This is a genomic window from Micromonospora sp. NBC_01796 (assembly GCF_035917455.1).
Taxonomy (GTDB): domain Bacteria; phylum Actinomycetota; class Actinomycetes; order Mycobacteriales; family Micromonosporaceae; genus Micromonospora_G.
In genome coordinates this window covers 1,456,611-1,482,876 of the sequence record NZ_CP109078.1, presented here as the reverse complement: position 1 = coordinate 1,482,876, position 26,266 = coordinate 1,456,611, and the positions used below count along the sequence as shown (strand labels likewise).

The 26,266-nt window shown below is 69.3% G+C and carries 25 protein-coding genes and 2 tRNA genes; 17 read left to right on the top strand and 10 right to left on the bottom strand.

Annotated elements, in window-relative coordinates:
• The first annotated feature begins 6 nt into the window (after positions 1–6).
• The 4 genes from OIE47_RS06840 (at position 7) to OIE47_RS06825 (ending at position 2,751) form a co-directional block, all read left to right on the top strand.
• Positions 7–723, top strand: a complete 717-nt coding sequence (locus OIE47_RS06840) for an energy-coupling factor ABC transporter permease (RefSeq protein WP_326560652.1) — start codon at positions 7–9, stop codon at positions 721–723.
• Positions 720–1,133 carry a PDGLE domain-containing protein gene (locus tag OIE47_RS06835; RefSeq protein WP_326560651.1) on the top strand — a complete coding sequence of 138 codons (414 nt, stop codon included), beginning with the start codon at positions 720–722 and terminating at the stop codon, positions 1,131–1,133. Before OIE47_RS06840 ends, OIE47_RS06835 begins: the two co-directional genes overlap by 4 nt.
• Positions 1,134–1,904 (top strand): cobalt ECF transporter T component CbiQ, encoded by a 771-nt coding sequence (gene cbiQ / locus OIE47_RS06830; protein WP_326560650.1) that lies wholly within the window; start codon positions 1,134–1,136, stop codon positions 1,902–1,904. It begins immediately after the preceding gene.
• A 73-nt stretch (positions 1,905–1,977) separates the two neighbouring features.
• Positions 1,978–2,751, top strand: coding sequence for an energy-coupling factor ABC transporter ATP-binding protein (locus OIE47_RS06825; protein ID WP_326560649.1), 774 nt, complete (start codon positions 1,978–1,980; stop codon positions 2,749–2,751).
• Here OIE47_RS06825 and OIE47_RS06820 read toward each other — a convergent pair.
• From OIE47_RS06820 to OIE47_RS06805, 4 genes are all read right to left on the bottom strand, one after another.
• Entirely contained in the window at positions 2,712–3,842 is a 1,131-nt protein-coding gene (locus OIE47_RS06820) for a hypothetical protein (RefSeq protein ID WP_326560648.1), read from the bottom strand. The genes OIE47_RS06825 and OIE47_RS06820 overlap by 40 nt on opposite strands.
• Positions 3,839–4,660 carry a DsbA family protein gene (locus tag OIE47_RS06815; protein ID WP_326560647.1) on the bottom strand — a complete coding sequence of 274 codons (822 nt, stop codon included), beginning with the start codon at positions 4,658–4,660 and terminating at the stop codon, positions 3,839–3,841. Before OIE47_RS06815 ends, OIE47_RS06820 begins: the two co-directional genes overlap by 4 nt.
• The gene (locus OIE47_RS06810; protein ID WP_326560646.1) at positions 4,653–5,171 is read right to left on the bottom strand and encodes a MauE/DoxX family redox-associated membrane protein; all 519 of its coding nucleotides are present in this window, start codon (positions 5,169–5,171) and stop codon (positions 4,653–4,655) included. The genes OIE47_RS06815 and OIE47_RS06810 overlap by 8 nt, the downstream gene beginning before the upstream one ends.
• A 130-nt stretch (positions 5,172–5,301) precedes the next feature.
• The gene (locus tag OIE47_RS06805; protein ID WP_326563008.1) at positions 5,302–5,874 is read right to left on the bottom strand and encodes a sigma-70 family RNA polymerase sigma factor; all 573 of its coding nucleotides are present in this window, start codon (positions 5,872–5,874) and stop codon (positions 5,302–5,304) included.
• Between the two features lie 193 nt (positions 5,875–6,067).
• On the opposite strand from OIE47_RS06805, the gene OIE47_RS06800 reads away from it, so the two are divergent.
• From OIE47_RS06800 to OIE47_RS06785, 4 genes are all read left to right on the top strand, one after another.
• Positions 6,068–6,721: a zf-HC2 domain-containing protein gene (locus OIE47_RS06800; RefSeq protein ID WP_326560645.1), complete on the top strand. Its 654-nt coding sequence runs from the start codon at positions 6,068–6,070 to the stop codon at positions 6,719–6,721.
• A gap of 35 nt (positions 6,722–6,756) precedes the next feature.
• A complete protein-coding gene (locus OIE47_RS06795) occupies positions 6,757–8,418 on the top strand; it encodes a copper resistance CopC/CopD family protein (protein ID WP_326560644.1) in 1,662 nt (553 codons plus the stop codon).
• Between the two features lie 12 nt (positions 8,419–8,430).
• A complete protein-coding gene (locus OIE47_RS06790; RefSeq protein WP_326560643.1) occupies positions 8,431–9,171 on the top strand; it encodes a YcnI family copper-binding membrane protein in 741 nt (246 codons plus the stop codon).
• Positions 9,172–9,292: 121 nt separating this feature from the next.
• On the top strand, positions 9,293–11,353 hold the full coding sequence (locus OIE47_RS06785; RefSeq protein WP_326560642.1) for a hypothetical protein: 2,061 nt from the start codon (positions 9,293–9,295) through the stop codon (positions 11,351–11,353).
• 209 nt (positions 11,354–11,562) lie between these two features.
• Here OIE47_RS06785 and OIE47_RS06780 read toward each other — a convergent pair whose 3' ends face one another.
• On the bottom strand, positions 11,563–12,858 hold the full coding sequence (locus tag OIE47_RS06780; protein ID WP_326560641.1) for a glycosyltransferase family 87 protein: 1,296 nt from the start codon (positions 12,856–12,858) through the stop codon (positions 11,563–11,565).
• Between the two features lie 67 nt (positions 12,859–12,925).
• On the opposite strand from OIE47_RS06780, the gene orn reads away from it, so the two are divergent.
• The gene (orn, locus tag OIE47_RS06775) at positions 12,926–13,522 is read left to right on the top strand and encodes an oligoribonuclease (RefSeq protein ID WP_326560640.1); all 597 of its coding nucleotides are present in this window, start codon (positions 12,926–12,928) and stop codon (positions 13,520–13,522) included.
• Between the two features lie 129 nt (positions 13,523–13,651).
• A tRNA-His gene (locus OIE47_RS06770) sits at positions 13,652–13,727 on the top strand.
• 121 nt (positions 13,728–13,848) lie between these two features.
• Here OIE47_RS06770 and OIE47_RS06765 read toward each other — a convergent pair.
• Together OIE47_RS06765 and OIE47_RS06760 are read right to left on the bottom strand one after the other, a co-directional pair.
• Positions 13,849–15,150, bottom strand: a complete 1,302-nt coding sequence (locus OIE47_RS06765; protein ID WP_326560639.1) for a L,D-transpeptidase — start codon at positions 15,148–15,150, stop codon at positions 13,849–13,851.
• A 196-nt stretch (positions 15,151–15,346) separates the two neighbouring features.
• Positions 15,347–16,621: a L,D-transpeptidase gene (locus OIE47_RS06760; protein ID WP_326560638.1), complete on the bottom strand. Its 1,275-nt coding sequence runs from the start codon at positions 16,619–16,621 to the stop codon at positions 15,347–15,349.
• Positions 16,622–16,806: 185 nt separating this feature from the next.
• Between OIE47_RS06760 and OIE47_RS06755 the strand changes: the two genes are divergently transcribed.
• Positions 16,807–16,882: transfer RNA gene (locus OIE47_RS06755), tRNA-Lys, on the top strand.
• Positions 16,883–17,056: 174 nt separating this feature from the next.
• Here OIE47_RS06755 and OIE47_RS06750 read toward each other — a convergent pair.
• Both OIE47_RS06750 and OIE47_RS06745 read right to left on the bottom strand, forming a co-directional pair.
• On the bottom strand, positions 17,057–17,632 hold the full coding sequence (locus tag OIE47_RS06750; RefSeq protein ID WP_326560637.1) for a flavoprotein: 576 nt from the start codon (positions 17,630–17,632) through the stop codon (positions 17,057–17,059).
• Complete coding sequence (locus OIE47_RS06745; RefSeq protein WP_326560636.1) at positions 17,629–18,975, bottom strand: hypothetical protein; 1,347 nt, start codon at positions 18,973–18,975, stop codon at positions 17,629–17,631. Before OIE47_RS06745 ends, OIE47_RS06750 begins: the two co-directional genes overlap by 4 nt.
• A 424-nt stretch (positions 18,976–19,399) precedes the next feature.
• Here OIE47_RS06745 and amcA (OIE47_RS06740) point away from each other — a divergent pair, with 424 nt between their 5' ends.
• The 5 genes from amcA (OIE47_RS06740) to OIE47_RS06720 all read left to right on the top strand — a co-directional run bounded on the left by amcA (OIE47_RS06740) (position 19,400) and on the right by OIE47_RS06720 (position 21,978).
• Positions 19,400–19,567: a multiple cyclophane-containing RiPP AmcA gene (amcA, locus tag OIE47_RS06740; protein ID WP_326560635.1), complete on the top strand. Its 168-nt coding sequence runs from the start codon at positions 19,400–19,402 to the stop codon at positions 19,565–19,567.
• Positions 19,564–19,929, top strand: a complete 366-nt coding sequence (locus tag OIE47_RS06735) for a hypothetical protein (protein WP_326560634.1) — start codon at positions 19,564–19,566, stop codon at positions 19,927–19,929. Before amcA (OIE47_RS06740) ends, OIE47_RS06735 begins: the two co-directional genes overlap by 4 nt.
• Positions 19,926–21,047 (top strand): cyclophane-forming radical SAM peptide maturase AmcB, encoded by a 1,122-nt coding sequence (gene amcB, locus OIE47_RS06730; protein ID WP_326560633.1) that lies wholly within the window; start codon positions 19,926–19,928, stop codon positions 21,045–21,047. Before OIE47_RS06735 ends, amcB begins: the two co-directional genes overlap by 4 nt.
• A 10-nt stretch (positions 21,048–21,057) precedes the next feature.
• Positions 21,058–21,240: a multiple cyclophane-containing RiPP AmcA gene (amcA, locus tag OIE47_RS06725; RefSeq protein ID WP_326560632.1), complete on the top strand. Its 183-nt coding sequence runs from the start codon at positions 21,058–21,060 to the stop codon at positions 21,238–21,240.
• Between the two features lie 75 nt (positions 21,241–21,315).
• Complete coding sequence (locus OIE47_RS06720; protein WP_326560631.1) at positions 21,316–21,978, top strand: pentapeptide repeat-containing protein; 663 nt, start codon at positions 21,316–21,318, stop codon at positions 21,976–21,978.
• A gap of 206 nt (positions 21,979–22,184) precedes the next feature.
• Here the strand turns inward: OIE47_RS06720 and OIE47_RS06715 are convergent, their stop codons facing one another.
• Positions 22,185–23,318 carry a type I restriction endonuclease gene (locus OIE47_RS06715; RefSeq protein ID WP_326560630.1) on the bottom strand — a complete coding sequence of 378 codons (1,134 nt, stop codon included), beginning with the start codon at positions 23,316–23,318 and terminating at the stop codon, positions 22,185–22,187.
• 765 nt (positions 23,319–24,083) lie between these two features.
• On the opposite strand from OIE47_RS06715, the gene OIE47_RS06710 reads away from it, so the two are divergent.
• Entirely contained in the window at positions 24,084–26,171 is a 2,088-nt protein-coding gene (locus OIE47_RS06710) for an NPCBM/NEW2 domain-containing protein (RefSeq protein ID WP_326560629.1), read from the top strand.
• Positions 26,172–26,266 lie beyond the last annotated feature (95 nt).

Below are 26,266 nucleotides of genomic sequence, written 5' to 3'. Positions count from 1 at the left end.
GAATCAGTGCAGTCCATCGCGATGCACATCTCGAACGGGATCATCGACGGTCCCGTAGCCGCGATCTTCGCGGCGTTCACGCTGGTGGTGCTCACGTTCTGCGTGATCCGCGCCCGGCGCGACCTCGACGACCGGCTGGCACCCATGGCCGGCCTGGTGGCCGCGTTCATCTTCGCCGTCCAGATGCTGAACTTCCCGATCTTCACCGCCGGGGTCAGCGGACATCTGCTCGGCGGCGCGCTCGCCGCGATCCTGGTCGGGCCGTGGGTCGGCGCGCTCTGCGTGTCGGTGGTGCTGGTCGTCCAGGCGCTGGTCTTCAGCGACGGCGGCGTGGCGATGATCGGGCTGAACATCACCAACATGGCGATCCTCGGTACGGCCGTCGGTTACCTGCTGATCGCCCTCCTGCTCCGGGTCCTGCCGCGTACGCCGGCCGGGCTGGCGGTGACCGGCTTCGTCTCCGCCATGATCAGCGTCGTGGTCGCCTCGCAGGGCTTCATCCTGCAGTACTGGCTCGGCGGGACCACCGACCTCGGTGACTCGCTCGGTGGGCTGGCCGCCACCATGGCCGGCGCCCACCTGCTGATCGGCATCGGCGAGGGCCTGATCACCGCCACCACCGTGGTCACCGTCGCCAAGGTACGACCCGACCTCGTCTACGCCCTGCGCGGCCTGCGGCCGGTGCCGGTCCTGGCCGACCCGATCGCCGGAGGTGCGCGATGAAGCAGCGGAACTGGGCCTTCCTCATCGGCGGGCTGCTGGTCGCCCTGCTGCTCGCCGGGGTGGTCAGCAACTTCGCCTCGTCCCACCCGGACGGACTGGACTCCTCGCTGCGTGAGGGCTGCACCTTCGACGCCGAGGACAACATCACCGGCGGGAGCTGCCCGGCACAGCAGACCAAGGACCACGAGCTGGCCGACAGCCCGCTGGCCGACTACGGGGTGCAGGGCGTGCGGAACTCGTACCTGTCCACCGGGTTGTCCGGGGTGGCCGGGGTGCTGATCACCTTCGCTCTCGGCGGTGGCCTGTTCTGGCTGACCCGCCGCCGGGGCACCGCCACGAGCGGACCCGCCGACACCGGCGACACCGCCGACGCAACCACTGTCCCGGCCGGCTCGGAAGCGGCGAAGTAGATGGGCGCCGGGCACGCGCACGTGCTCTACCGGGAGGGCGACTCGCCCGTGCACCGGCTCGCCCCCGAGGTGAAGATCACGGCGATGGTGGCCTTCAGCATCGCCGTGGTCGCCACCCCGAGACACGCGTTCTGGGCGTTCGGCGGGTACGCCGTACTGGTGGTCGTGGTGGCGGCGCTGGCCCGGATCGGCCCCGGCTGGCTGCTCAAGCGATCGCTGATCGAGCTGCCGTTCGTCTTCTTCGCCTTCGCGCTGCCGTTCCTCGGCCACGGCGAGCGGGTGAGCTGGCTCGGCCTGAGCCTCTCCGTCGACGGCCTGTACGGCGGCTGGAACATCCTCGCCAAGGGCACCCTCGGCGTACTCGCCTCGCTCCTGCTGGCCGGGACCACCACCATGCGGGACCTGATCCTCGGCCTGGACCGGCTGCACTGCCCGCAGGTCCTCACCCAGATCGCCACCTTCATGCTCCGCTACCTCGACGTGCTGGCCGGGGAGGCCCGGCGGATGCGGGTCGCCCGGCTCTCCCGTGGCGACGACCCGCGCTTCCTCTGGCAGTTGCGGGGCTTCGCGGCCGGCATCGGCGCGCTCTTCCTCCGCGCGTACGAACGCGGCGAGCGGGTCTACCTGGCGATGCTCGCCCGTGGCTACGACGGTCGGATGCCGGCGGTGTGGCAGTCCACCGGTGCCGCGACCGCCGGGCACTGGGTCGCCGGTGCGGCCGTACCGCTCGCCGCCGCCGGCATCGCCGTGACCGCCCTGGTCCTCGGATGAGCCGCACCGGTGGTCGGACGAGCGCCGCCCGCACCGGCCTGACCAGCGTCGGCGCCACCAATCCGAGGCTGTCATGATCGATGCTGTGGAAACCGCCCCCTCGCTGGACGTACGCGGCGTGCGCTTCGCCTACCCCGACGGTCACGTCGCCCTGCACGGGGTCGACCTGACCGTGCCGAAGGGGGACAGGGTGGCCCTGCTCGGGCCGAACGGCGCGGGCAAGACCACGCTGGTGCTGCACCTGAACGGGATCCTCGCCGCGGCGCAGGGAACCGTCGCCGTCGGCGGGCTGACCGTGGACCGGGACCGGGCCACCCTGGGCGAGATCCGCCGCCGGGTCGGCATCGTCTTCCAGGACCCCGACGACCAGCTCTTCCTGCCCACCGTCGCGGAGGACGTGGCGTTCGGCCCGGCCAACCTCGGGCTGCGCGGTGCCGAACTGGCCGCCCGGGTCGACGAGGCACTGACCGCGGTCGGGATGAGCGAGCACCGGGACCGGGCGCCGCACCACCTGTCGTTCGGCCAGCGTCGCCGGGTCGCGGTGGCCACCGTGCTCGCCATGCACCCGGAGATCCTGGTGCTCGACGAGCCGTCGTCCAACCTCGATCCGGCCGCCCGCCGGGAACTGGCCGAGATCCTGCGCGGACTGCCGGTGACCCTGCTGATGGTCACCCACGACCTGCCGTACGCGTTGGAACTCTGCGATCGGGCGGTGATCCTCGACGGTGGCCGGATCGTCGCCGACGGCGGCACGGCCGAGGTGCTCGCCGACGCCGACCTGCTGGCCCGGCACCGGCTCGAACTGCCCTACGGATTCGACCCCGTCGCGGCAGCCGCCCGAGGCTGATCGCCCGCCGCCGCATCCCGGTGCACGACGCCACCGGCGCCGGGGGCGTCGCGTTCCACCGCGCGCAGCCGCAGCACACCGGCCAGCGTCCCACCGACCCCGATCACGATCATGGCCGCGACCAGGACCCGCGCCGACGTCCCCGGCCAGGGCACGGGGGCCACCGACCGGCCGAACACCGCCGCGTTCGCGACCCCGGCGAACAGGGCCAGGCAGGCCCCGGACAGGGCCAGGGCGAAGTCGGCGGCCGGGCGTCGGGCCAACGCGTACGCCCCGGCGGCGAGCGCGCCGAGCCCGGTGAGCAGCGGCCAGATCTGCCCGGCGAGCAGGCCCTGCGTCACCCCGCCCAGCCCGTCCGCCCCGGCGTCCAACTCGCGGGCCACCGCGAAGGCGACCGCACCCGCCCCGGCCAGGGCGAAGCCCCCGGCCAGCGTTGCCGTCACCAGACGGCCGCGACGCGTACCGGCCGGGAGCAGGCCGAGCGTGCCGAGGGCGAGCGCGCCGACCAGGCTCACCAGCCACCACGGTCCGGGGCTCGGTGGCGGCAACCAGTCCAGGGTCCCGTGCAGCTCGATCGGGGTGACGCCGTCGCGCAACGGGACCGTCCAGTCCCGGATCCGGTGCGTCCGGTCCGGGTCGGCGCGTACCTGCTCCGGTGGGGCCTCCTCCAGCCAGTGGGTGCGCTGGTCGTGCCACCGGGCCACCGGTTCGGTGCCGATCCGCTGCCACGACGGGGGCAGGGTCGGGTCGGTCCCGGCCGGCGGTTCGGTGTCCCCGTCCAGGGTCCGGTTCAGGTACGTCGCGGGGGAGTTCCGGTTCTCGTACACCCCGTCCGGGCGGACCTCGAGGTAGGGCTCACCGGCATAGCCGAGGACCTCGACGGTCCGGCCGGTCCGGTTGGTCAGCTCCAGCCGGGCGCCCGCCTCGACCGCCCGTACGGTGAGGCCGGGCAGAGCCGGGGCGAGCGTGGTGACCGAGGTCCGGTAGTCGGTGCCGTCCGGGGCGTCCGCACCGTGGGCGAGCGCCGGGCTGCCCACCGCGAGCGCGCCGAGCAGGCCGGCGACGCACACGGTGAGCAGTCGACGGATCACTTCGTGGCCGCTGCCACTGCCGCGTTGAGGGCGTCGGCGTTCGGGTTCACGCCCTTGCCGTTGACGAGTACGGTCGGCGTGCTGTTGATGTTCGCCCGGCTCGCCGCCTCGGTCACATGCGCGGTCCACGGCTTGAACGTACCGTCACGTACGCAGGACCCGAAGGTGCCCCCGTCCAGCCCGACCGAGGTCCCGATGCTGATCAGCTCGTCGTCGCTCAGTCCGGCACTGCCCTCGGCCGGCTGCCGGTTGAACAGCGCTTCGGCGTACTCCCGGTATTTGCCCTCGTCGGCCGCGCAGCCGGAGGCGGCGGACGACCGGGTCGAGTAGTTGGTCGAGGAGGCCCGGTCGAGGTACGCGACCGGGTGGAACTGGAGCTTCACCTTGTTCTCGCTGACCAGCTGGTCGAGCGTGGCGCCGGTGGACTTCTCGAACTGGCCGCAGAACGGGCAGATGAAGTCCTCGTAGATGTCGATGGTGACCGGCCCGGTGCCGACCACTATCGCGTTGCCGTCCGCGGTGGCGTTGGCCGGCGCGGTGAAGTCGCTGGTCGAAGGCTGGCTGGCGAAGACGCTCCAGCCGATCAGACCGGCGATGACCAGCACCGCGACCGCGATCAGCGAGGTCCAGATCGTGCGTCGGCGGCGGCGCTCCCGGGCCAGTTGCTCGCGGACCACCCGGGCGGAACTCTTCTTCTGCGCCGCCTTCTGTCCCTTCTGTGCCTTCTGCGGTCCCTGTGCCTTCTGCGGGCCCTGCTGGGCCTTGTCCGGCCTGCGTCCCGAACCGCCTTGGCGGCCCGGCCCCCGTGGGCTACTCATCCTCGTCCTCCAGACGCTGCCCGCCGGCCATCCACCGGTCGATCGACAATGGGCTGGGCGGCCAGCGCAGCAGGAACGCCGCCATGATCAGGAACCCGATGTCCCGGAGGATCTCGGGCAGGTAACTCGGGGTCTGGCCGACGGCCAGCGGCCCGCCCTCGCTGAAGCACCCGCAGTCGATCGCCAGGCCACGGGCCCAGGCCGAGGCGATCCCCGCGATGAACAGCACCAGCAGGAGCGCGGAGACACCGGCGGCCAGTCGGGTGGCCAGCCCGAGGAGCAGGAGTACGCCGAGGGCGATCTCGACGAACGGCTGTGCCGCCCCGATCACCCTGGACACGTCGAAGGAGAAAATCTGGTACGCGTTCACGGCCCGGCCGGCGGCGGCCAGGTCACCGACTTTCGTGCTGCCGGCCCAGAACCACACCGCCGCCAAGCCGAGGCGTACGGCCAGCCCGAGCCACGGTTGGACGGGATCCCAACGCGCGCGTGCTGAGGTCACCATGGTCATGGCTCCTTAGTCGCCGGACCCTGCCGGGCGGTTCCGCTTCCCAGTCAAGTCCCAGCAGACCCCAGGAACCTCCCAGCCGATCCCGAAACGCTCCCAGCCGACCCCGGCGTTTTCCCGACCGCCGCCCGGTTCAGCTCGCCAGCGCATCGCCGACCGCCTCGACCAGTTCGGCCCGCGCCCGCGCCACCCGGGACCGGATGGTGCCCACCGGCACCCCCTCCACCGCCGCCGCCTCGGCGTACGACAGCCCGAGGAGTTGGGTGAGGACAAACGCGCCGCGCCGCTCGGCGGGCAGCCGCCGGAGCAGGTCCGCCGCACCGAACTGCCCGGCCGGATCCGGGTACGGGTGATCGGTGTGCGCCTGCCCGGTCAACCGCTCGTCCAACCGGCGTCGCCGGACCACCGTACGGAGATGGTCGGCGCAGGCCCGCCGGGCGATGCCGAGCAACCACGTACGCGCACTCGACCGGCCCTCGAACGCCGGCAGTGCTCGGAACGCGCGCAGATAGGTGTCCTGGAGCAGGTCGTCCGCACTGTCCCGGTCGACCAGGGCGGCGGTGAACCGCCACACCTCGGCCTGGGTGGCCCGGACGAACGCCGCCTGCGCGGACGGATCCCCGTCGCGGGCACGCAACGCCCAGTGGGTCGCGTCGTCCAGGGCCAACGTCCGATCGGCTGCCGCCACCCCCGCTACCGAGATCATCTCGGCGTCCGTGATCGTCGTCACCACCGGCGGTGGGTCGACGGTGGCGCTGGCCTGGGCGGACTCGCGCGGGACGGGGATCACGACATCCGAGGTTACGCGCGCGGCCGGAGTGCGGGGGCGGCCTTGGCTGGCTTGGGTGGGGTTGAGCACGGTCGGGAACTTTTCCGCCCCGGACATCGACTATCTCCCCATGACCTGCGACGAGGTACGGGTCGCGCTGTCCGCGCGGCTCGACGGAGAAGACCCGCGGGCGCCGCTGGAGGCGCTCGACGCGCACACCGTGACCTGCCCCGGCTGCCAGGTGTGGCTGGCCCGGGCGGAGGAACTCGGCCGGGTCATGAGTCGCGCCCAGGCGGTCGAGGTGCCGGACCTGACTGCCACCGTACTCGCGGCGGTGGCCGCCGACCCGGTGAACGCCGCAGCCGCCCGCCGCCGCGCCCAGGCCGCGTACGGCCGGCGCCAGATCCTCCGGGTCGCGGTGGCGGTGGCCGCCGTCGCCCAGTTCGCCATCGCCCTGCCGATCCTGCTCGCCGGTTTCGGCGTCGACCTCGACCTGCACACCAGCCGGGAGATGGCGTCGTTCGACGTGGCCCTCGCGGTCGGGTTCGCACTCGCCGCGTACCGGCCGGAGCGGGCGCAGGCGTTCGTACCGGTCGCCCTCGTTCTCGCGGTCTGCCTCGCCGGCACCAGCGTGGTCGACATCGTGAACTCGACCACGGCCGTGGTGCACGAGATCGGCCACCTCGCCACGGTGGTGCAGGCCGGGCTGCTCTGGGCGCTCGGCCGGGTCACCCGGCGTACCGATCCGCCGCTCGGCGCGGTGGTGGTGGCGGGACGCGGGTGACACGAGGTCGCGCCGTGGTGGGTTTCTGGGCGAGCATGTCTCGCATGACTGCCGCACAAAGATCATGGGTATCGCGGGCCGGGGCGATGCTCGGCCTCCTGCTGGCGATGTTCGCCCTGCTGCTCGGGCCCGCCAGCCCGGCCAGCGCCCACGCGGTGCTGGTCAGCAGCAGCCCGGTCGCGGACGCGGTGCTGCCCAGCGCGCCCACCGAGGTGGTGCTCACGTTCAGCGAGGGCGTCCGGAACGTACCCGACAAGATCCGGGTGCTCGCCCCGGACGGGGCGCGGGTGGACCGGGGCGAGCCGGTCTTCGACGGCGCCGTGGTGACCATCCCGGTCGACCCGGGCGGTCCCAGGGGCACCTACCTGGTCAGCTACCGGGTGATCTCCGCCGACAGCCACCCGGTGGCCGGGGGTTACACGTACTCGGTCGGTGCGCCGTCCAGCCCGCCGACGGACACCGAGAACGACACCGTCGACCCGGCGATCACCGCCGCCGTCGCGGTCGGCAAATACCTCGGGTACGCCGGGCTGGTGCTGCTCGTCGGCCCGGTCCTGGTGCTCAGCCTGCTCTGGCCGCAGCGGCTGGACCGGCGCGGCCCGGCCCGACTGGTCTGGACCGGGTTCGGCCTGGTCACCGCGGCGACCCTGATCGGGATCTGGCTCCAGGTCCCCTACACCACCGGCGGCGGTCTGTTCTCGATCAGCGGGAGCGCCCTGAGCGACGTGCTCGCCAGTACGTTCGGCGCGGTGCTGCTGGTCCGGCTCGGCATCCTGGTGGCCGCCGCGATCCTGCTCCGCCCCGTGCTGCGCGGCAACGCGGGTCGGGCCGACCACATCCTGCTGGCCGTACTCGGGGTGGCCGGGTTGTTCACCTGGCCGCTGGCCGGACACTCGGCGGCGTCACCCGTACCGGCGGTGTCGGTGCTGGTCGACGCGGTGCACGTGGGCAGCATGGCGGTCTGGCTCGGCGGGCTGCTGATGCTGGTCGCCTTCCTGCTGCGCCGGGCCGACGAGCGGGAACTCGGGGCGATCCTGCCGATCTGGTCCCGCTGGGCGGCGGTGGCGGTCTCCGCGCTCCTGCTCGCCGGGGTCGTCCAGGCACTGATCGAGGTGGCCACGCCGAGCGCCCTGATCGACACCACGTACGGCCGCCTGATCATCGCGAAGGTGGTGCTCTTCGGCCTGGTGATCGGTGTCGCCGCGTACTCCCGCCGGCTGGTCCAGCGGCGGCTCGCGACCGAGCAGCCGGGGCGGATGCGCCGGGCGGTCTGGACCGAGCTGGGCGTCACCGCGCTGATCCTCGCCATCTCGGCGGTCCTGGTACAGACCCCGCCGGGGCGGACCGCCGAGGCCAACGACGGGGCCGCCGGTGCGGGGTTCTTCTCCACCACGTTGACCAGCAACCTGCTCTCGGTCGAGGTGGAGGTCGACCCGGCCGGCACCGGCAGCAACTCGATCCACCTGTACGCGTACACCGCGGACAACAAGCCGCAGCCGGTGGTCGAGTGGACCGGCACCGCCGCCCTGCCGTCCAAGGGCGTCGAGCCGATCGAGATCCCGTTGCTGCCGCTGACCGACAACCACGCCACCGGTGAGATCAACCTCCCCACCGCGGGCGAGTGGCAACTGCGCTTCACCGTCCGGATTTCCGACATCGACCAGGCCACGGTGACCGCCACCGTGCCGATCAACTAGGAAGGCACTTCCATGATCCGTCCCCGGCGTACCGCGACCGCGGCCGCTCTCGTGCTCGGCGCCGCTCTCGTCGGCGTGTTCGGCGTCGCCCTGCCGGCGTCCGCGCACGTCACGGTCAATCCGAAGGAGGCGACCCAGGGCGGATACGGCCGGGTGGCCTTCCGCGTGCCGAACGAGAGCGACACCGCGTCCACCACGAAGATCGAGGTCAACCTGCCGGAGAACGCCCCGGTCGCGTCGGTCTCGACCATCGCGGTGCCGGGCTGGACGGTGGCCCTGGAGAAGCGCAAGGTCGACCCGCCGCTGGAGGTGCACGGCAGCCAGATCACCGAGGCGGTGTCGAAGATCACCTGGACCGCCACCGCGGGCGCGGAGGTCAAGCCGGAGCAGTTCCAGGAGTTCGGCGTCTCGCTGGGCCCGCTGCCCCAGGTCGACCAGTTGGTCTTCAAGGTGCTCCAGACCTACTCGGACGGCAACATCTCGCGCTGGATCGACGAGCCGGCGGCGGCCGGTGCCGAGGAGCCGGAGCACCCGGCCCCGGTGTTGAAGCTGGCCAAGGCGGCCGACCCGGCGTCCGGCGGGGCGACCCCGTCGGTGGCCCCCGTCGCCCAGGCCGACGACGACGATGACGAGGACGGCTCGGCCGGGGTCGGGCTGGGCATCGCCGGGCTGGTGGCCGGTCTGGCCGGTCTGGTGCTGGGCGGACTGGCGTTCGCCCGTACCCGCCGCCCGGCGACCCCGTCGGACGTCTGACGGACTGATCCGCTGGCCCGCCGGTGATCCGGCGGGCCAGTGGCGTTTCGGGCAATAAAGAGTATTAAGCCCCTTTCGGTCGGTATCGTCAGGAAGATACTTCGATCAGGGGGAAGAGCCGATGCGCGTCGTACGCACCATCGCCGGGGTGCTGCTGCTCACGGTCGGGCTGACGGCGGTGCTCGTCGGCAGTGCACTGTGGACGGTGGCGGGCCAGCGGGACCCCGGTGGCGCGTTCACCGCGACGTTGCAACGGATCCAGACACCCGGTCGCGCCATCGTCGTACCCGACGTGGACGAGCTGCTGCGCCGGGACGCCCCGTTCGCCCGTACCGGACAGGCCCGGCTCCGGATCGCCGCCGGGACCGAGTCCCGGCCCGCGTTCCTCGGCCTCGCCCCGACCGCCGAGGTCGGCCGCTACCTGGCCACCATGCCGTACGCGCTGGTCGACCGGGTCGCCGTGACCCGGGGCCGGCTACCGGTGCAGGTCACCTCGGTCTCCGGGATCGGGGTACCCAGCCAGGCCCTCGTGGCGCAGCCCGGCGAACAGGCATTCTGGGTACGTCAGGGAACCCGCACCCTCGACCTCGACCTCGACGACCTGCGCGCACAGCGGCTCAGCCTCGTGGTCATGTACCCCGACGCCGGGCCGGGTGTCGCGCTCGACCTCCGCGCCGAACTGCGGGTGGGTTGGCTCGAACCGACAACCTGGGGCCTGCTCGCCGGTGGCGTCCTGTTCGCGGTGCTCGGAGTCGCCGTCCTGGTCTGGCCGAGCCGCCCCCGCGAGGTGGTCTTCGTGGTCGAGCCCGGCCAACTCCCGGTACTGACCGCCCGGCTCGGCGTACGCGCCCTCGACGACGTCGGCGAACCCGTACGCGCCAACAAGCGCTCCCGGCGTCCCGTGCGGTCTCGGGCACTCTCCCCGTTGCCGACCCCGGTCGCTCCGGCGGCGGCCCCGGTCGGCTGGCCGACCCAGTCGAACCTGCCGGCCCCGTCCCGCCCGGTCGACACCACCAGCTCCCGCCCGGTCGACATCAGCGGCTCCCGCCCGGTCGACATCAGCGGCTCCCGCCCGGTCGACATCAGCGGCTCCCGCCCGGTCGACGTCACGAGTTCTCGTCCGGTCGACGTCACGAGCGCTCGCTCGGTCGACACCACGAGCGCTCGCTCGGTCGACGCCACGAGCGCCCGGTCGGCGAACGGGCTCCGGGCCCGCCGTACCGGCCCGGCATCGGCCCGTCCGGAGACGCTGGCGGACGTACTCAGCCCGCCCGAGGGCACCCAGGCAGGCACGACCGTGCCACCCGTCGAGGTGGCCGCGAACGGCGAACCCGCTGGCGGTACTCCGGTCTCCGGGCGCAGCCTCGACCATATTTGGCCGGCGAGCAGTCCACCGCCCGCCAAACTGGTGCTGAACTGGCCGCCTCGGGCCGCCGGTACGACGGCACCGGTGTCGAAGCAGCCCGCGAACCGTGCACCGGCCTATCCGGCGAAGACCGCCCCGGTTCGGTCCGCCCAGTTCCAACCAACCCGCGCCGAAGCCGCCCAACCCGAGGCTGCCCAGCCCGAACCCGCTCAACCCGCCGCTCCCCAGTCCGAGGCTGCCCAGCCCGAACCCGCTCAACCCGCCGCTCCCCAGTCCGAGGCTGTCCAGTCCGGAACCGCTCAACCCGGAACCGCTCAACCCGGAACCGCTCAGCCCGGAGCTGTCCAGCCCGGAACCGCTCAGCCCGGAACGGGTCGGGCCGTGGCGGTTCCGCCAGTGCCGCCAGTGCCGGTCGAGCCGGAGACGAACCCCGCCGGTACGGCACCGACCAGGCCCGACCCGGCCCCGAAGTCCGAGCCCGCTCTTGATCCGGTGCACGCGCGGGCGGAGCGGGTCACCAACCCCGTGCCGGCGTACCCGGGCAAGGGCATGGCCGAGTCGTCGGCCGCGCAGGCGTCCGGCGTACCCGTGGTGGGTGTCGGACCGGCGGCCAAGCCGGCGGCGCCCCGGGCCACCTCGACCCGGCGGACCAAGGCGGCCGGTACGGCGGAGAGCGGCGCGGTGACGACCCGGTCCAAGAAGTGCAAGCCGGTGGCGGATGCCGGTGCCCAGCCGTCAGCGGTGAGCACCGCTGACGCGGACACCGGGCCGGCGGCTGGCGGCGGTGGTCCGGCCGAGGCCGCCTCGACGAGGTGAACCCGGCGTAGGGCGATGGTCTCCGGGCCGGGAACGGGCTCGTGACAGACGGCGAGTGGCCCTCCGCGCTGCCGACACGAAGGGCCACTCTCACCGGGGGATCGGTGTACTGAAGGAACGTTTTAAAGGTGCTGGTAGTAGATTAGCCCCAACAGGGATGACTAGGGGAGATCTGTCCAGTTGGTGCAACTTCTGCCACTACCGGACAGTCAGCGCGTCACCGGGACACCGCTGCGGGGAACGCTGTTGGTGGGAGCCGCCCGGACCAGATGCCGGGTGGGCAGCACGACGAGCAGCAGCACGGCCAGCAGCACGTACATGTTGCGCAGCACGAACTCGATCGGTGAGTCGGTCGGTACGGGCTTGACACCCCAGTCGTGGAACGAGACCACCCCGTAGACGACGCTGGCGTAGACCACCCCGGCCAGCACCAGCAGGGCCCGCCTTCGGCGTCGACCCAGCCCGGTCGGCTCCCAACCGGGCGGCTGCGCCAGACCCGCGTCGGCCAGCACCAGGACGGCCGGGATGAACCAGTACACGTGGTGGGTCCAACTGATCGGGCTGGCCAGCGCGCCGACCAGGCCGGTCAGGGCCAGCCCGCTGAGCTCGTCCCCGCCTCTGGCGGCCCGGCTGGCCCGCCAGAGGCCGAACCCACCCACCACCGCGACCAGCGCCAGCCAGAGCAACTGATCGGGCTTCTCCGGCACCGTGATCCGGCTCAACAGGCCGAACAGGGACTGGTTTCCGGTGTAGTCGGTGCGGCCGACCCGCCCGGTCGCCCACAGCTCGTGGGTCCAGAAGCGCCAGGAGTCGCCGGGCGCGATCGCCGCCGCGAGCAGCGTCGCCACCGCCGCGCTCGCGCTCGCCACCGCGGCCTCGCGCCACCGCCGGGTGGTCAGGAAGTAGATGATGAAAATGCCCGGATACAGCTTGAGCGCCGTCGCCAGCCCGACGCCGACGCCGGCCCAGCGTGAGTTCCGGGGTACGGCGAACAGCAGGTCACCCAGGATCAGCACCACGAGCAGCATGTTGATCTGGCCGAACGTGATCGTCTCCCGGGTACTTTCGGCGGCGAAGACGAGCGGGATGGCCACCACGGCAGCCAGCCAGCGGGGGAAGCCCCGACGATCGGCGATCGACATGATCAGCCACCAGGTGGTCACGATCACCGCGAGGACGGTGAAGATCGTGAAGATGGTGACCGTGGCGCCCAGCGGCAGACCGGCGAACGGCCGCATCAGCAGCGCCGTGAACGGCGGGTACGTGAAGTACAGCTCGCCCTGCACCCGGTCCGGCTGGGCATAGTCGTAGAGCGGGTTGCCATTGGCCCACCAGCGCATGGCGCTCATGTAGATCTTCAGGTCGAAGAAGTTGTGCGGCGTGCCGAGCAGGTAGATGACCGGGACCACGGCAGCGAGCGCCACCGCCACGACGAGCCAACGGGCGGTGCGGCCACCCGGGTCGTCTGCGGTGGTGGTGGGTGATGCGGCGGGATCGGCTGGCACGGGAAAACCCTAGCGGTCGGTTGTGGCTGCCGCGTTGAGGCGCGGGCTGCTGGGCTGCGCGTAGTCTGTGGCGGTGGCTGATCTTCTTGTCTGGATCGACTGTGAGATGACCGGGCTCGATCTGGGCAAGGATGCGCTGATCGAGGTCGCTGCTCTCGTTACCGATCCGGACCTCAACGTTCTTGGTGAAGGTGTCGACGTGGTGATCCACGCCGACGAACAGGCGCTGGCGGGGATGCCGGAGATAGTACGGGCAATGCATGAACGCTCCGGCCTCACCGAGGAGGTACGCCGCTCCGCGGTGAGCCTCGCCGAGGCCGAGGACCTGGTCATGGAGTACGTGACCAGCCTGGTCAAGGACCCTCGTAGCGCCCCGCTGTGCGGCAACTCGATCGCGACCGATCGGGGCTTCCTGGCCCGTGACATGCCCCGGCTGGACGCGCACCTGCACTACCGCATGATCGATGTGTCGTCGATCAAGGAGCTGTGCCGGCGCTGGTACCCACGGGTCTACTTCGGCCAACCGGCGAAGGGGCTGGCACACCGGGCGCTCTCCGACATCCGGGAGAGCATCCGGGAGCTGGAGTACTACCGGCGTACCGTCTTCGTCCCGCTGCCCGGCCCGGACGTCGAGACCGCGAAGTCGATCGCCGCCCAGCTCTGACGGGTTTCCGCCACCCGGTGGGGTTCGTGCCCGACCGGGTGGCAACCCGCTCGACGCGGTACGGGTGGGTGTGGCTATTATTGGTCGGCGCCCGGCCCGGCGGTTCCTGATCCGGGTGTGGTCGACGTGGTGGCTGTAGCTCAGTTGGCAGAGCACCGGGTTGTGGTCCCGGGGGTCGCGGGTTCGAATCCCGTCAGTCACCCCACAGTCAAGCCCCCTCTTCGGAGGGGGCTTGTTTCGTTTCCGGACGGGGTGTGCCGGCAGAACCAAACGCGGGCCGGACCGGTGGGAAGCTTCCCGTGGTCCGACCCGCGTCGTGGCTTCGATCAGGTGGTGGGGGTGACGCTCGGGTCGGCGGACGGCACGTCGCTGGGGGCGGGAGCGGCCGGCGCCTCGTACGGGATGGCGCTGCCCTTGATGAACTCGTCCCAGCTCATGTTCCAGTCGGTCCAGCCGTTGCCGTTCTCCAGCTTGCGCTCGGTGCCCTTGACCGTGATCGGGTCACCGATCTTGGTCTGGTCGAAGAGCCACTGCGCGTTCGCCTGGGACATGTTCACGCAGCCGTGCGACACGTTCGTACGACCCTGCTGAGCCACCGACCAGGGCGCGGCGTGGATGAACTCGCCACCCCAGGTAAGGCGCTGGGCGTACTCGATGTCGGTGCGGTAGCGGTTGGTCGGGATCGGGTCGTCCATGGTGTCGAAGACCGTCTTCTTCAGCTTCTCGATCACGATCATCGTGCCGCTGGAGGAGGGGGTGACCGGGGCGCCGAGGCTGATCGGGATCGTACGGATCACCGCGCCGTCCTTGGTGACGGTCATCTTCTTGGTCTTGTTGTCGACCGTCATCACCACCGAGGAACCGACTTTGGCGTCGATGGTGAGGTCCGCCCGGCCGTACCAGCCGTCACCCAGGGGCAGCCCACCGGCCTGGATCTTGTAGTCCAGTTCGGTGTTGGCCTTCCAGTAGGTCTTCGGCCGGTAGTGCACCTCGGTCGGGCTGATCCAGCGCCAGGCGCCTTCCTGCGCCGGGGTGGCGGTCACGGTCATCCGCCGCTGGATGTCGTCCCGGAAGTCCTGCGGGATGGCACGGGAGAACTTCACGATCAACGGCATACCCACGCCGACCACGGCGCCGTCACCGAGGAAGCTGGTCACCCGTACCTGGTTCTCCGGCTTGGCCATCGTGGTGAAGTTGCTGGTCGTGGTCGCCGGCTTGCCGTCGTCGCCGGTCGCCGTCACGGTCGCCGTGTACGTCGTACCGTATTCGAGGGCGCCGTTGGGCAACCAGGTCGTACCGTCGGCGCTGGCCTTGCCCTCGACGGCCTTGCCGGTGCCGTCCTTCAGGTCGAACGTCGTGGTGGTCGCGTCCTTGCTGCTGAAGGCGATCTCGGTCGACGCGGGTACGTCCTTCGCGTCGGCCGCCGGGCTGGTGATCGTCGCGCTGGCCTTCGGGCCGTCCGGGGCCTTGTTGCCGCCCTGCCAGGCCGGTGAGTTACCGCCCCCGCTGCTGCAGCCTGCGGCGGTGAGCGCGAGCGCCCCGGTCAGCACGACCGTCACGAGCGTGCGCACGGTTGCCCGACGCCGCTTCGCGGTCTGCCCCATCAACTGGTCTCGACTCGCGCGCATTAGCCCCTCACAGTCCTGGTCCCCACGACCATCCTCTCCCAAAGACGCTCCCGGGCAAATTTTGGTTTCACCACGTGGCGAGAAACGCAGACAGCGGGGGTAAGTTGTCGGTATATTGCCGGGTTCGTCCGTGCAATCGCGGCCAGTCGAACCGGCCCCGACCGCGCAATGCCGGGGGAGCGGACGTCGGCGCCGGTCAGGCGCCGGGGGTGGCCCCGGTGCTCGGCGTCGGACCGGCCGGCGCGTTACCGGCGGCAAGAGCATCGGGTACGGGCAACGCGCTGCCCTTGATGAACTCGGCCCAGGTCAGGTTCCACGCGGTCCAGCCGTTGCCGTCCTCGAGCTTGCGCTCGGTCCCCTTGACCGTCACCGGGTCACCGGTCTTCGTCTTCTCGAACAGCCACCGGGCGTTCGGCGTCGACAGGTTCACGCACCCGTGCGACACGTTCGTACGCCCCTGCTGAGCCACCGACCAGGGTGCGGCGTGGATGTACTCGCCACCCCAGGTGAGGCGCTGGGCGAAGTCGATGTCGGTGACGTAGCGGTTGGCCGGGTTCGGGTCGTCGCTGGTGTCGAAGACGGTGCTTTCCTTCTTCTCCATCACCACCATGGTCCCGCTGGACGAGGGCGTGGCCTTCTTGCCCAGGCTGACCGGCATGGTGCGGACCAGGTTGCCGTTCTCGAAGACCGTCATCTGCTTGGTCGCGTTGTCGACCTTCATCTCGAACCTGTTGCCGATCTTCGTGGTGGCCTTCCGGTCGACGTTGCCGTACCGGCCGTTGCTCAGCGGGATGCCCTCCAGCGCGATCCGTACGGTCAGCTTCGTCTCCGGCTGCCAGTACTCCGGCGCCCGGTAGTACGCCTGGGTGCCGTTGTCCACCCAGTGCCACACACCCGGCTGAGCCGGCACGGTGTCGACGAACATCCGCCGCTGCACCGCCGCCCGGTCCTTCTTCGGGATGCCCGGGGAGAACTCGACCACCACCGGCATCGCGACGCCGTACACCTTGTCGTCGAACAGGTACAGCCCGGAGCCGATCTGGGAACCCGGCTTGGTCATCGTGGTGAAGGAGGTGGTCTTCGTCTCCACCTGGCCGGTGGTGCCGGTGGCGGTGACGGTGGCGTCGTACTTCTTGCCGTACTTCAGGGGGTTGGCCGGGACCCAGGACGAGCTGTCCTCGCGCAGGCTGCCGGCGACCTTCACGCCCTCGGTGGTGAGCGTCACGTCGGTGATCTTCCCGCCGGTGATCGTGGTGCCGATCTCGGTGCTCACCGGCTGCTTGGCCGCCCCGGCCTCCGGGGTGATGGCGAGCACGACCGGCTCGGCCGGCGGTGTGGGGCTGGCGGTGGGCTGGGTGGAGGCACCCACGAACTCCGGCTTGTCGCCGCTGCCGCCGCACCCCGCCAGGGCCAGTGGAGTGACCATGACCAGGGCCGTGATCATCGCCCAGCCCCGCGTGACGTTGCCCATCTCCACCCCGTTCGATCGAATCCTGCGGCACATCGTGCACCATCCGCACCAGAACTCGGTGCCCCGGACGGATCGAAGCCGGATTTTGGGCCCTTTGTCGGCCGCGCAGCCCGTACGGGTGGCCGGGGCTATCTGATTGGAGTCGGCTCCCAGGTGCGTGCTAGGGTTTCCACCGTTGTCAGAGAGCGCCGCTAGCTCAACTGGCAGAGCAGCGGACTCTTAATCCGCGGGTTCGGGGTTCGAGTCCCTGGCGGCGCACCATTGATAAAGGCCCTGACCTGGGTTTCATCCTGGGTCCGGGCCTTTTTCATTGTTGCTGGCGTGCTCGGTTGCTCGATGGGTGCTCGGAAGCCGTTGGACGGATAGCGCGTCCGTGGGATTGCCCGCCGCGTTCGTGGGCAGGCTCGGCGAATGACGGCCTGCCGTCCCTGGCAGTCAGCCCTGATCGCCGGCACCTGCTCGCGACTCTTGGGCAAGCCGGGCCGCTGTCTCGAACGCCGCCGTCCACGGGAAAACTCTCTGCCGGTCGTTGCCGCTGCCCGGTGGGTGAGGTTCCCATCCTTCGTCTTCGCCGAGCAGGACATGTACGTGTTCGTGGCGGAGGTCCGCCACGGCGCGTTGGAAGGGTGCGCGGGTGGCCAGGGCGTCGTTGACGAACGGAACGATGACGGTCGGGACCTGGCGTCCGATCAGTTCGGCGACCGAGGTCATGGCGTAGTTGTCGGCGATGCCGAGAGCGATCTTGTTGATGGAGTTGTACGTCGCGGGGGCGATGACGAGAGCGTCGGCGCCGGGAAGCGTACGGCGAGCACGTGGCGATGACTGATAGGTGGACCTGACCGGGTGTCCGGTCGTCGTCTCGATGGCTTCGACGTCGATGAAGTCGATGGCGCTGGGGGTGGCGGTGACCGCAGCCGTCCAGGCTCTTTCCTTGGCGGTAGCGAGCAGTTCTGTCACGTCTGTGGCGGGGCCGGCGCCGCAGACGACGATTTGCAGGTGGCCGGCGGTCATACCGGGATCCCAACGCGGTGAGCGAACTCGACAACCTCGGTGCGGAGGTGACCCCGGCTGAGGGCCGCGAGGTCACCAGCGATGCGCTGGACCGCTGGCCGGCACCGGAGCTCCTCGGGCGCCACGTCGTACGCGATGCGCAACGCGTTCAGGCCGTGCTCGTAACGTCCCCACTGGGTGTAGGCGCGGGCCACGTCGACGAACAGCGAGGCTCTGCGTTCGGCGAGGCGGATTTTGTCCAGTGGCACCTGGCGGGCGAGGGTGACGGCCGTGCCGGCGTCCCCCAGGGTCAGCGCGATGTTGACCTGGTGGAGCAGGACGTTCGTGGTGCCGAAGCCGGTCCACCGGTCGTTGCCGTCGTAGCCGAGCCGCGCGGCGGCACGGGTGGCCTCGTCGATCATGGCTTGCGCGCTGTCCCGATCGCCGCTGCGCGCGGCGGCGATTGCGCCGCGGAGCAGGAGGGCGCCGTAGACGGCCACCTGGTCGGTGGACCCGAGCCGGGTGTTCCGTTCGAGGGCACTGGCCGCGTTCTCGGCCAGGTTCCTCGCCTGCCTGGTGTGGCCGTTGCTCATCAGGGCGTGGGTCATGATCCGTGCGCTGCAGGCGATTGCTACCGGGTCCTGGCTGGCCGCGCCCGCGTGGGTGCTTCTCTCGGCCGCCACCAGGGCCATGCCCCGGTCCCCGATCTTGAGTAGCACGCTGCCGACGACGTGGTACAGGTCGCTGGCCAGGGCCTCGATTCGGGTCCGCTGGTCGCCCTCGGCTTCCTCCCGGGTCGGCGCCAGAGCGGGTAGCAGGGTCGCGAGGCCACCGAGAACCTGCTCGTACCGGCATGCCTGATAGGCGGCCTTCGCGGTGGCAATGTCGCGGGCGAAGTCTCGAAGGGGCAGGGCAACCGGCTCGGCAGTCCGAGTCGCCGGCGCTGAGACCAGCGCGTCGAGTAGTGGCGTGACGCCGGCCAGGGTAGCCATGCCGCCGACCGTCGCGCCCTGCAGGAACTGTCTACGCTGCACGTCACCGTCCGACTCGAAGCCAGGTTTGTCCCTGCCAGTATCGGCGTCTCCGGCGGCCGGTGGTCTGGTGGTAGCGGCAAGTGCACTACAGGTGCCTTGTTCCCGCAGGGCTTCGAAGCGTTCCAGAACGTCGGGGGCGGCCCGCGCGAGCACCGTATCGAGCGCGGCCTGCATATCGGCACGTAGTTGAATGCTTTTGCCCTGGCTGCTCCACTTGGCCACCGTGCGTCGGGCCGCGCCCAGGTGTTCGGCGAAGCCGGTGACGCTCATCCGTAACGCCCGCCGCAGGGCGTTGGCGTCCTGGCCGGTCCAGTTGGTCACTGTGGCCATCGGATGTCCTCTCAATGGGACAGGTCAGCGTGCCGATCGTAGCGTCACGTGGCGTGCCGGTGGGTGCACCGCGACTGCACCGCAGAGACATTCCCACCGTCATGCTCCCCGGAGATTCTGAGTCAGCCGGTCGCCCGTTCGTGACGAACGGGCGCCGCCACCACACCTCACGGTTCCCGCCAGGGAGGGCCGAAATGAAGCATGTAGCCATTCGAGGCCAGCAGCGTCTCTTGACGCGTCGGCCGGTCTTGCCCCCGAAGAATCGCATGCGTGTGCCTGTGACTCCCCGTCTGCGTACTGCCACGAGGGCTGCGCGGGCGGGTGAACGGCAGCCTGCTCCCAGCTGCCGACCTGCGGCGGTGGGCTTGCCTTTCCCCAGGCGAGCCCACCGCTTGCCGGCGCCTACCTGCTTCGGGAGGCGACCATGACGGTGTACGCATCGCGCAACGCGACGACGGGCGAACCGTGGCGTCCGGAGCCGCCGAGACACGTCGGCCCGCCCGAGTTGGAGCGGACAACCGAACCGCCTTTGCTCACCCACTTGTGGCGTCAGCACTTCGAACGGCAGCCCCGGCAGGAGATACGCCGATGACCGAAGCCCACTCGGACGTTGTGCCTGGGCACCGCCGCACCTCAAAGCAGGGAGAAACGGCGCGGAGGAAGCATTTGCCGCTGCGTCCGATCTGGCTGTGCCGGACCTGTGGTCAGCCGTGGCCCTGCGGGCGGGCAAAACTGGATCTCCTGGCCGAGTACGAGGGCAGCCGAGTCGGCTTGTGCCTCTACCTGGCCACCTTGCTCTGCGACGCCATCGATGATCTGCACAAACTCAACCCCGGCACGACGGGAAGCGGCGCCGGTCTGTTCGACAGGTTCCTTGGCTGGCCACGCGTACCCCACCCGCCGGCACCAAATGACCACGACGACCCTATACAGGAAGGGGAGGCAGGATCATGAGCGGCATCGGTGTCATCACCGCTGATGGGCGGGCGGCCATAGCCCGCACGTTCCACACCCTGGTGCTGCAACCCACCAGCTTCTGCAACCTGGACTGCACCTATTGCTACCTGCCCGACCGACAATTGCGAAGGCTCATGACGGTCCCGATCGCCGCAGAGTGCGCCCGATCCGTCGAGGAGCAGGGCAGCCCCTATCCGGTGAGCGTGGTGTGGCACGGAGGCGAGCCCACCGCGACACCTCTCGACACCTTCCGGGAACTGCTAGCACCGTTCGAGGACCTGAGGCAGGCCGGACACGTACGCCACGAGATCCAGACCAACGCCACCCTCGTCAACCCACGGTGGTGCGACCTGTTCACTGCCTACGAGTTCGAGATCGGTGTCAGCATCGACGGCCCCGGCGCCCTTAACCGCAACAGACTCGACCGGGCCGGAAAGTCAACAACGGCCCGGACCATCCGAGGGATACAGGCTCTCGCCGAGGCAGGATTGCCGTATTCGGTGATCTGCGTCGTGACGCCGGAAACCATCGACCAGGCGGACGACCTCATCGATTTCTTCACTTACCTGCCCGGGTGCCGTTCTGTGGGCTTCAACATCGAGGAACAGGAGGGCGCCGGGCGTACACCGGTGTCGGAGGATGCCGCCTACCGGTTCTGGCACCGGCTTGTCCAACGACGGATCGACGGCAACCCGCTACCCATCCGCGATCTGGACCGCCTGGCCGACTACCTCACCGCCACCCGCGCCGGGCTCGTCAACGACGCCCCGTACGAGCCGATCCCCACCATCTCCTGGGACGGGCACGTGGTCCTCCTGTCACCAGAGCTCCTCGGAATCAAGGATCCCCAGTACGGAGACTTCACCGCAGGCAACGTTCTCCATGAACCGATCGGCAACATCCTGGCCCGGGCCGGCAACCTACGGTACGTCACCGAGTTCATTACCGGGCTCAACGAATGCGCGGACCACTGCATGTTCTACGACTTCTGCCGAGGCGCCCAGGCCGGCAACCGCTACTTCGAGCACCACACCTTCACCGCCCGCGAGACCAACTACTGCCGCACCACCCGACAGGCCCTTGTCCGCGCCACCGCAAACCGCCTCGCAAGCTAGGAGGACCACCGTGACCAACGCGCTCACGAGCCTCGTGGACGCCACGCCGGAACACCTCGCACGTTTTGGCGTCGAGCCGCTCCGGACGATAGCGTCGATCGACGCGGCCAAGTTCGACAACCGACCCACCTGGAGCAACAAGGGAGGGTTCGACAGCCGACCCGGCTGGGACAACTGGAACAAGAAGAAGTGACCTCCTGACCCAGGAGTAGGCGAACGAACGCGGGGTGGCGCAGCCACCTCGCGCTCCTAAGCAGACTGAGGATGCATGCGGACAACCACCATCGGTGATGTGAAGATTTTGCTCCCGGATCTCGACCCGGAAGATCTTGATCGCGTCTACGCTCCGACGAGCGACCTAACCGAGGCCAGCATCGAGGGTGCCTCCTGGCGCGGCACGCAACTGGAAGACGTCAGCATCCGTAGCAGCCGGATCACCGGCGCAGACCTCAGCGAGAGCACCTGGGAAGCCGGAACCATCTGGGGCAGCGAGATCACCCGCACCGACCTTTCCGGCTCCACTCTGTCCGGGGTCACCATCGAACGCTGCGCGTTCACCGGCTCGCGGTTCACCGGTACCCGGCTGACTGACGTACGCCTGAAAGACGTCCTCTTCGACGGCTGCCGCTTTGACTACGCCACCTTCCAGCGCGTCGTAGCCGCCGGAGCCATGGCCTTCAGCGACTGCACGCTCGCCAACGGCACGTGGTCCTCCTGCCGACTACCCAAAGTCGTCATCAGGTCGTGCCAGTTGACCGATCTTGAACTTGAATCCTGCCAGCTCCAAGGCGCTGACCTTCGGGGCAACCGCCTTCACGACCTCAAGGCGGCGCTTGTCAACCTGCAGGGGATTACCCTCGGCCAAGACCAACTCTCCGAACTCACTCAGTTGGTGATCGAGGAGCTACGCGTTGACGTGCGCGCTGAATGAAAAGCGGGTCTGAGCGTCCGACCGTACTTCCATCGTTAGGTCAGCGGGGATGCTGGCACGATAGGTCAGCAACGTGGCTCCCAAGCAGGGCGGTCGGTCTTCGTCGCCTGCTGCCCTAGCGGGAGCCTCGCCCTGTCCGGAGCGACGACGCGCCGCCCTCACCTGCCCGCTCAACCACCGTCGATCACCATGAAATAGCCAATGAATCAGGGCGCGTCAAGCTTTCCGGAGGTTCTTGTGACCCCCTCGCCCATGAACGCCCGTACTGCATTCCGTATTGCCTCAGCGTGAAGATAGATATCGTCAATGGAGTCGATCAGATGACGAGTCTCCGTCTTGTTGGCGTCGAACGTTCCAAGGTATTTTCGGGCCTTGCCGTTGAAATGCAGTCGCGCGATCGGCCTGCGGTTGTTGTCGTCGAGGATGACCGCGAAGTAGGACTTGGCATCGCGGCCCACAATACGTTGAGGCTTGACCTCACTGCACGCGATCGCTTTGATGATCTGGTAGCCGGTGAGTTCTTCGAGCGTGGTCTCCACCTCCGTGTCGCGGGCGACATCGCTCAGCGCGACCTCTTCGCTCTCGAGCACTTCGGAGGGCGCCTCGGTAGTCTGCTTGGGAAGGCTTGCGTAGAGTGCGCCCTTCAGGCGATCGTTCACTTGATCTCTGACGAACTGTGAGGCAGCCTTGGCAACGAGAGACCTGAACTGATCGCGTCTCTTCTGAGTGAATGAACCTTCATACACTTTCGTCGCGAAGAACCTGACCCACTCATCCTCAGGCTCCTTGAACTGCGCCGCCATCGAACGCTTGATCTGACCGAGATACTTCAACTCCTCGGCCGCGCTGATGATGGAGTCGAGATCGAAAACTTCCTTCGTGAGCTTACGCAGCTCCGGCAAGAGGGTGTCGTCGATATCTTCCAGGTCGAGCACGAGGAAGGGCTTGGCATCCATCTTGTTGGGGGCATCGAGATCGGTGTAGAAATGGTAGACCTGTCCATTGGTGAGGACGGCGATCCGCGCATTCGTAACGGAGAAGTATCGATAGAGCTGAGATGCGTGTTCGATCTTCAGAGAGTCGCGCGGCTGCTTGCACTCGATGAGGATCTGCACCTCGCCGTCACGCATGATCGCGTAGTCGACCTTCTCTCCTTTCTTGATCCCGACGTCGGCGGTGAACTCCGGTACGACCTCCAGTGGATCGAAGACGTCGTAACCGAGGATCATTGAGATGAACGGCATGACGAAAGCATTCTTGGCAGCTTCTTCCGTCTGAATCGCGTCCCGCTGGTTCCGGACCTTCGTGGCGAGCGCGGCGACCCGTTCATCGAACTCCATTAAGCGCACTCCTTCTTGTAAATAGGTGAAACGGCGCGTACGTATGCCTGTATTCCCCGCTGTTGACGAGTCGGAGGGCCCAGGGCAACGACCGGATGTTACCTAGTGATCATGTGGCGCGGAGCCGCGAAAAAGACCGACTAACCCCTCCTTTCGTCGGTCCGATACGACGGAAAGGGCAGGTTGCAGTGTCTCGGTCGTGAGTAAAATGCGCTACCGACTGGAGGCGCGCGAGGCTCCATCATCTGTTGCGCGGACGACGCGTAGCGCACCGCTGAGCTGGGTGGTCGCACCAACGATTAGCTTGTGTCCGAGGCCATCACAACCGCAAGAGGCGGGAGTGGTTGGGTCGCTGGACGCCTCGCCGGCACTCCGCTGGTCGAACCCTGGATCTGACCCACGAGATTTAGGCCAGATCCCGATCGCCTCGGTGATCGAACCCGGTCCGCTCCTTCAGGAGTACCGGTTGGGCCAGGGTGAGGCAGTTGGTCCGGGTCCTCGGCCTCTCCGTTCGCGAGGCCGTACGCAGGTCGCCGGGTGGATTGCGTACGAGATCACCGGTCCCCACCTCGAAGGCCTCCGGCTCCAGCCGCATGTTCCCACTTCCCCCTGGCCTCCTCATGAGCAGCGCGTGCGGCGTGAGACGCGGCGAACCTCGATCTCATAATTTATGAAATATTATTGACACGTCGGCGTAACGCCTTGCAGGATCGGTCGAAACAACCCAGGAGTACCGGTCCGCCCACCGCTGCGAAGGAACCCGATGTGAGACGACATCTGTTCACCGCCCTGACCGTCCTCACGGCCAGCCTGCTGGTAGTCCCCGCACCCGCCCACGCCGCAGCCGCGCCGGACACTGTGGCGGCTACGAAACCGGCACCCCAACAGGTACTCAGCCCGACGCCGTACCAGGGCTGGAACACGTACTTCGGGCTCGGCGGTGACTTCTCCGAGCAGTCGGTACGGGAGGTCGCCGACTCGATCGTCAGCCGTGGCCTGGCCAGGGCCGGCTACGACATCGTCTGGCTGGACGGCGGCTGGCAGGACCCGGAGCCGCGTACGGCCGCCGGTGACCTCCAGGCCGACCGGACCCGGTTCCCGAACGGGCTGAAGCCGCTGGTCGACTACATCCACGGCAAGGGTCTGAAGGCGGGCATCTACACCGACGCGGGGCCGTACATCCCGGGCAAGTGTGGGCTCGGCAGCGGGGGCGGCTACTACCAGCGCGACGCGGACCAGTTCGCCGCCTGGGAGTTCGACGCGGTGAAGGTGGACTTCCTCTGCGGGATCGCCGCCGACCTGGACCCGAAGACCGTCTACACCGAGTTCGCCCGGGCGCTGCGGAACAACGCCGGCAAGCGCCCGATCATCTTCAACCTGTGCAACCCGGTGAGCTCCCCGGACTGGGGCAACTACCCGGAGGAGCAGCAGTCGACGTACTCCTGGAGTTATGCCCCGGCGATTGCGCAGTCCTGGCGGACCTATACCGACGTCGGGTTTGTCGGCGACATCAAGTTCAAGGACGTCCTGCGTAACTACGACGCGAACGCGCGGCACCCCGAGGCCGCCGGACCGGGTCACTTCAACGACCCGGACTACCTGGCCCCCGGCCTCGGCATGTCCGAGGAGGAATTCCGTACGCAGATGACGCTCTGGTCGGTGGCCGCCGCCCCGCTGGTGATCGGCAGCGACATCCGCAAGATCAGCCAGACCTCGGTCGACACGCTCACCGACCCCGAGGCGCTGGCGATCAACCAGGATCCGGCCGGTGTCCAGGCCGTACGGGTCGGCCCCGCCGGTACGACCGAGACCTGGGTGAAGCGCCTGGCCAACGGCGACCGGGCCGTGGTGCTGCTCAACCGGGGTGAGAGCTCGAAGATCCTCACCACCAGGGCCTCGTCGGTCGGCCTGTCCGGCGCCCGGTTCACCGTGAAGAACGCCTGGACCAACCAGGTCACGGAGAGCGCCGGCACCATCAGCGCGGCGGTTCCGGCGCACGGCGCCGCACTGCTGCGGGTCGGGCCGGCGCGCGGCCTGCCGGGTGTGCCGCACGTGACCGCCGGCCTGCCGCAGGTCACGAAGGTCGGCAACGCCGCCACCCCGGAGGGGACCGCGCCCGTACTCGGCGGTGGCGACGTGGCACGGGTCGAGGTGGTCGTACGCAACGACGGTCTGCTGCCCGTACTCAAGCCGCAGGTCACGCTCGCCGCGCCCGCCGGCTGGACGGTCAAGGCGCTCGACCGGGCACCGATCCTGCTCGCCCCCGGTCAGTCCACCACCTTCGCCTTCACGGTGACCCTGCCGGCCACCGCCGTTCCGGGCGAGGCCGCGCTGACCGCCACCACGTCGTACGAGGTGATCGGGCACGGGAAGTCGCGCCAGACCTCGGTGTCGACGGTGGTGATCGCCCCGGCGCCGCCGACCGGCGAGGTTGTGCTGTCGCACCACGCGTGGATCAGCGCCACCAGCGGTTGGATGACCCCGACGGTCGACCTGAGTGTGGGCGGCGGGTCACCGATCAGTCTGGTCGGCCAGGTGTACCCGACCGGCCTCGGTGTCGCCTCGCCCTCCACGGTCCGCTACTACCTCGGCGACCGGTGCGACCGGCTGACCGCGACCGTCGGCCTGGACGACGCCGTACGCAACGTCGGTCCCGACGGAGCCACCTCGACCTTCCAGGTGGTCGGCGACGGCCGGGTCCTGTTCGACAGTGGGGTCCTCACCCGTGACGACATCCGTCAGGTCGACGTCGACCTGACCGGCGTACGGGTGCTCGACCTGGTGGTCGGCGACGGTGGCGACGGCGGTTACAACGACCGCGCCGACTGGGGCGGCCTGAACGCCACCTGCTGAACGCACGTGTGATCGGGGCTCTGGCCGGGATTCAGCCCTGGCCAGAGCCTCGATCACGTTTATGCCGGCGGTCCTGGTCCTGGTGGTCCTGGTAA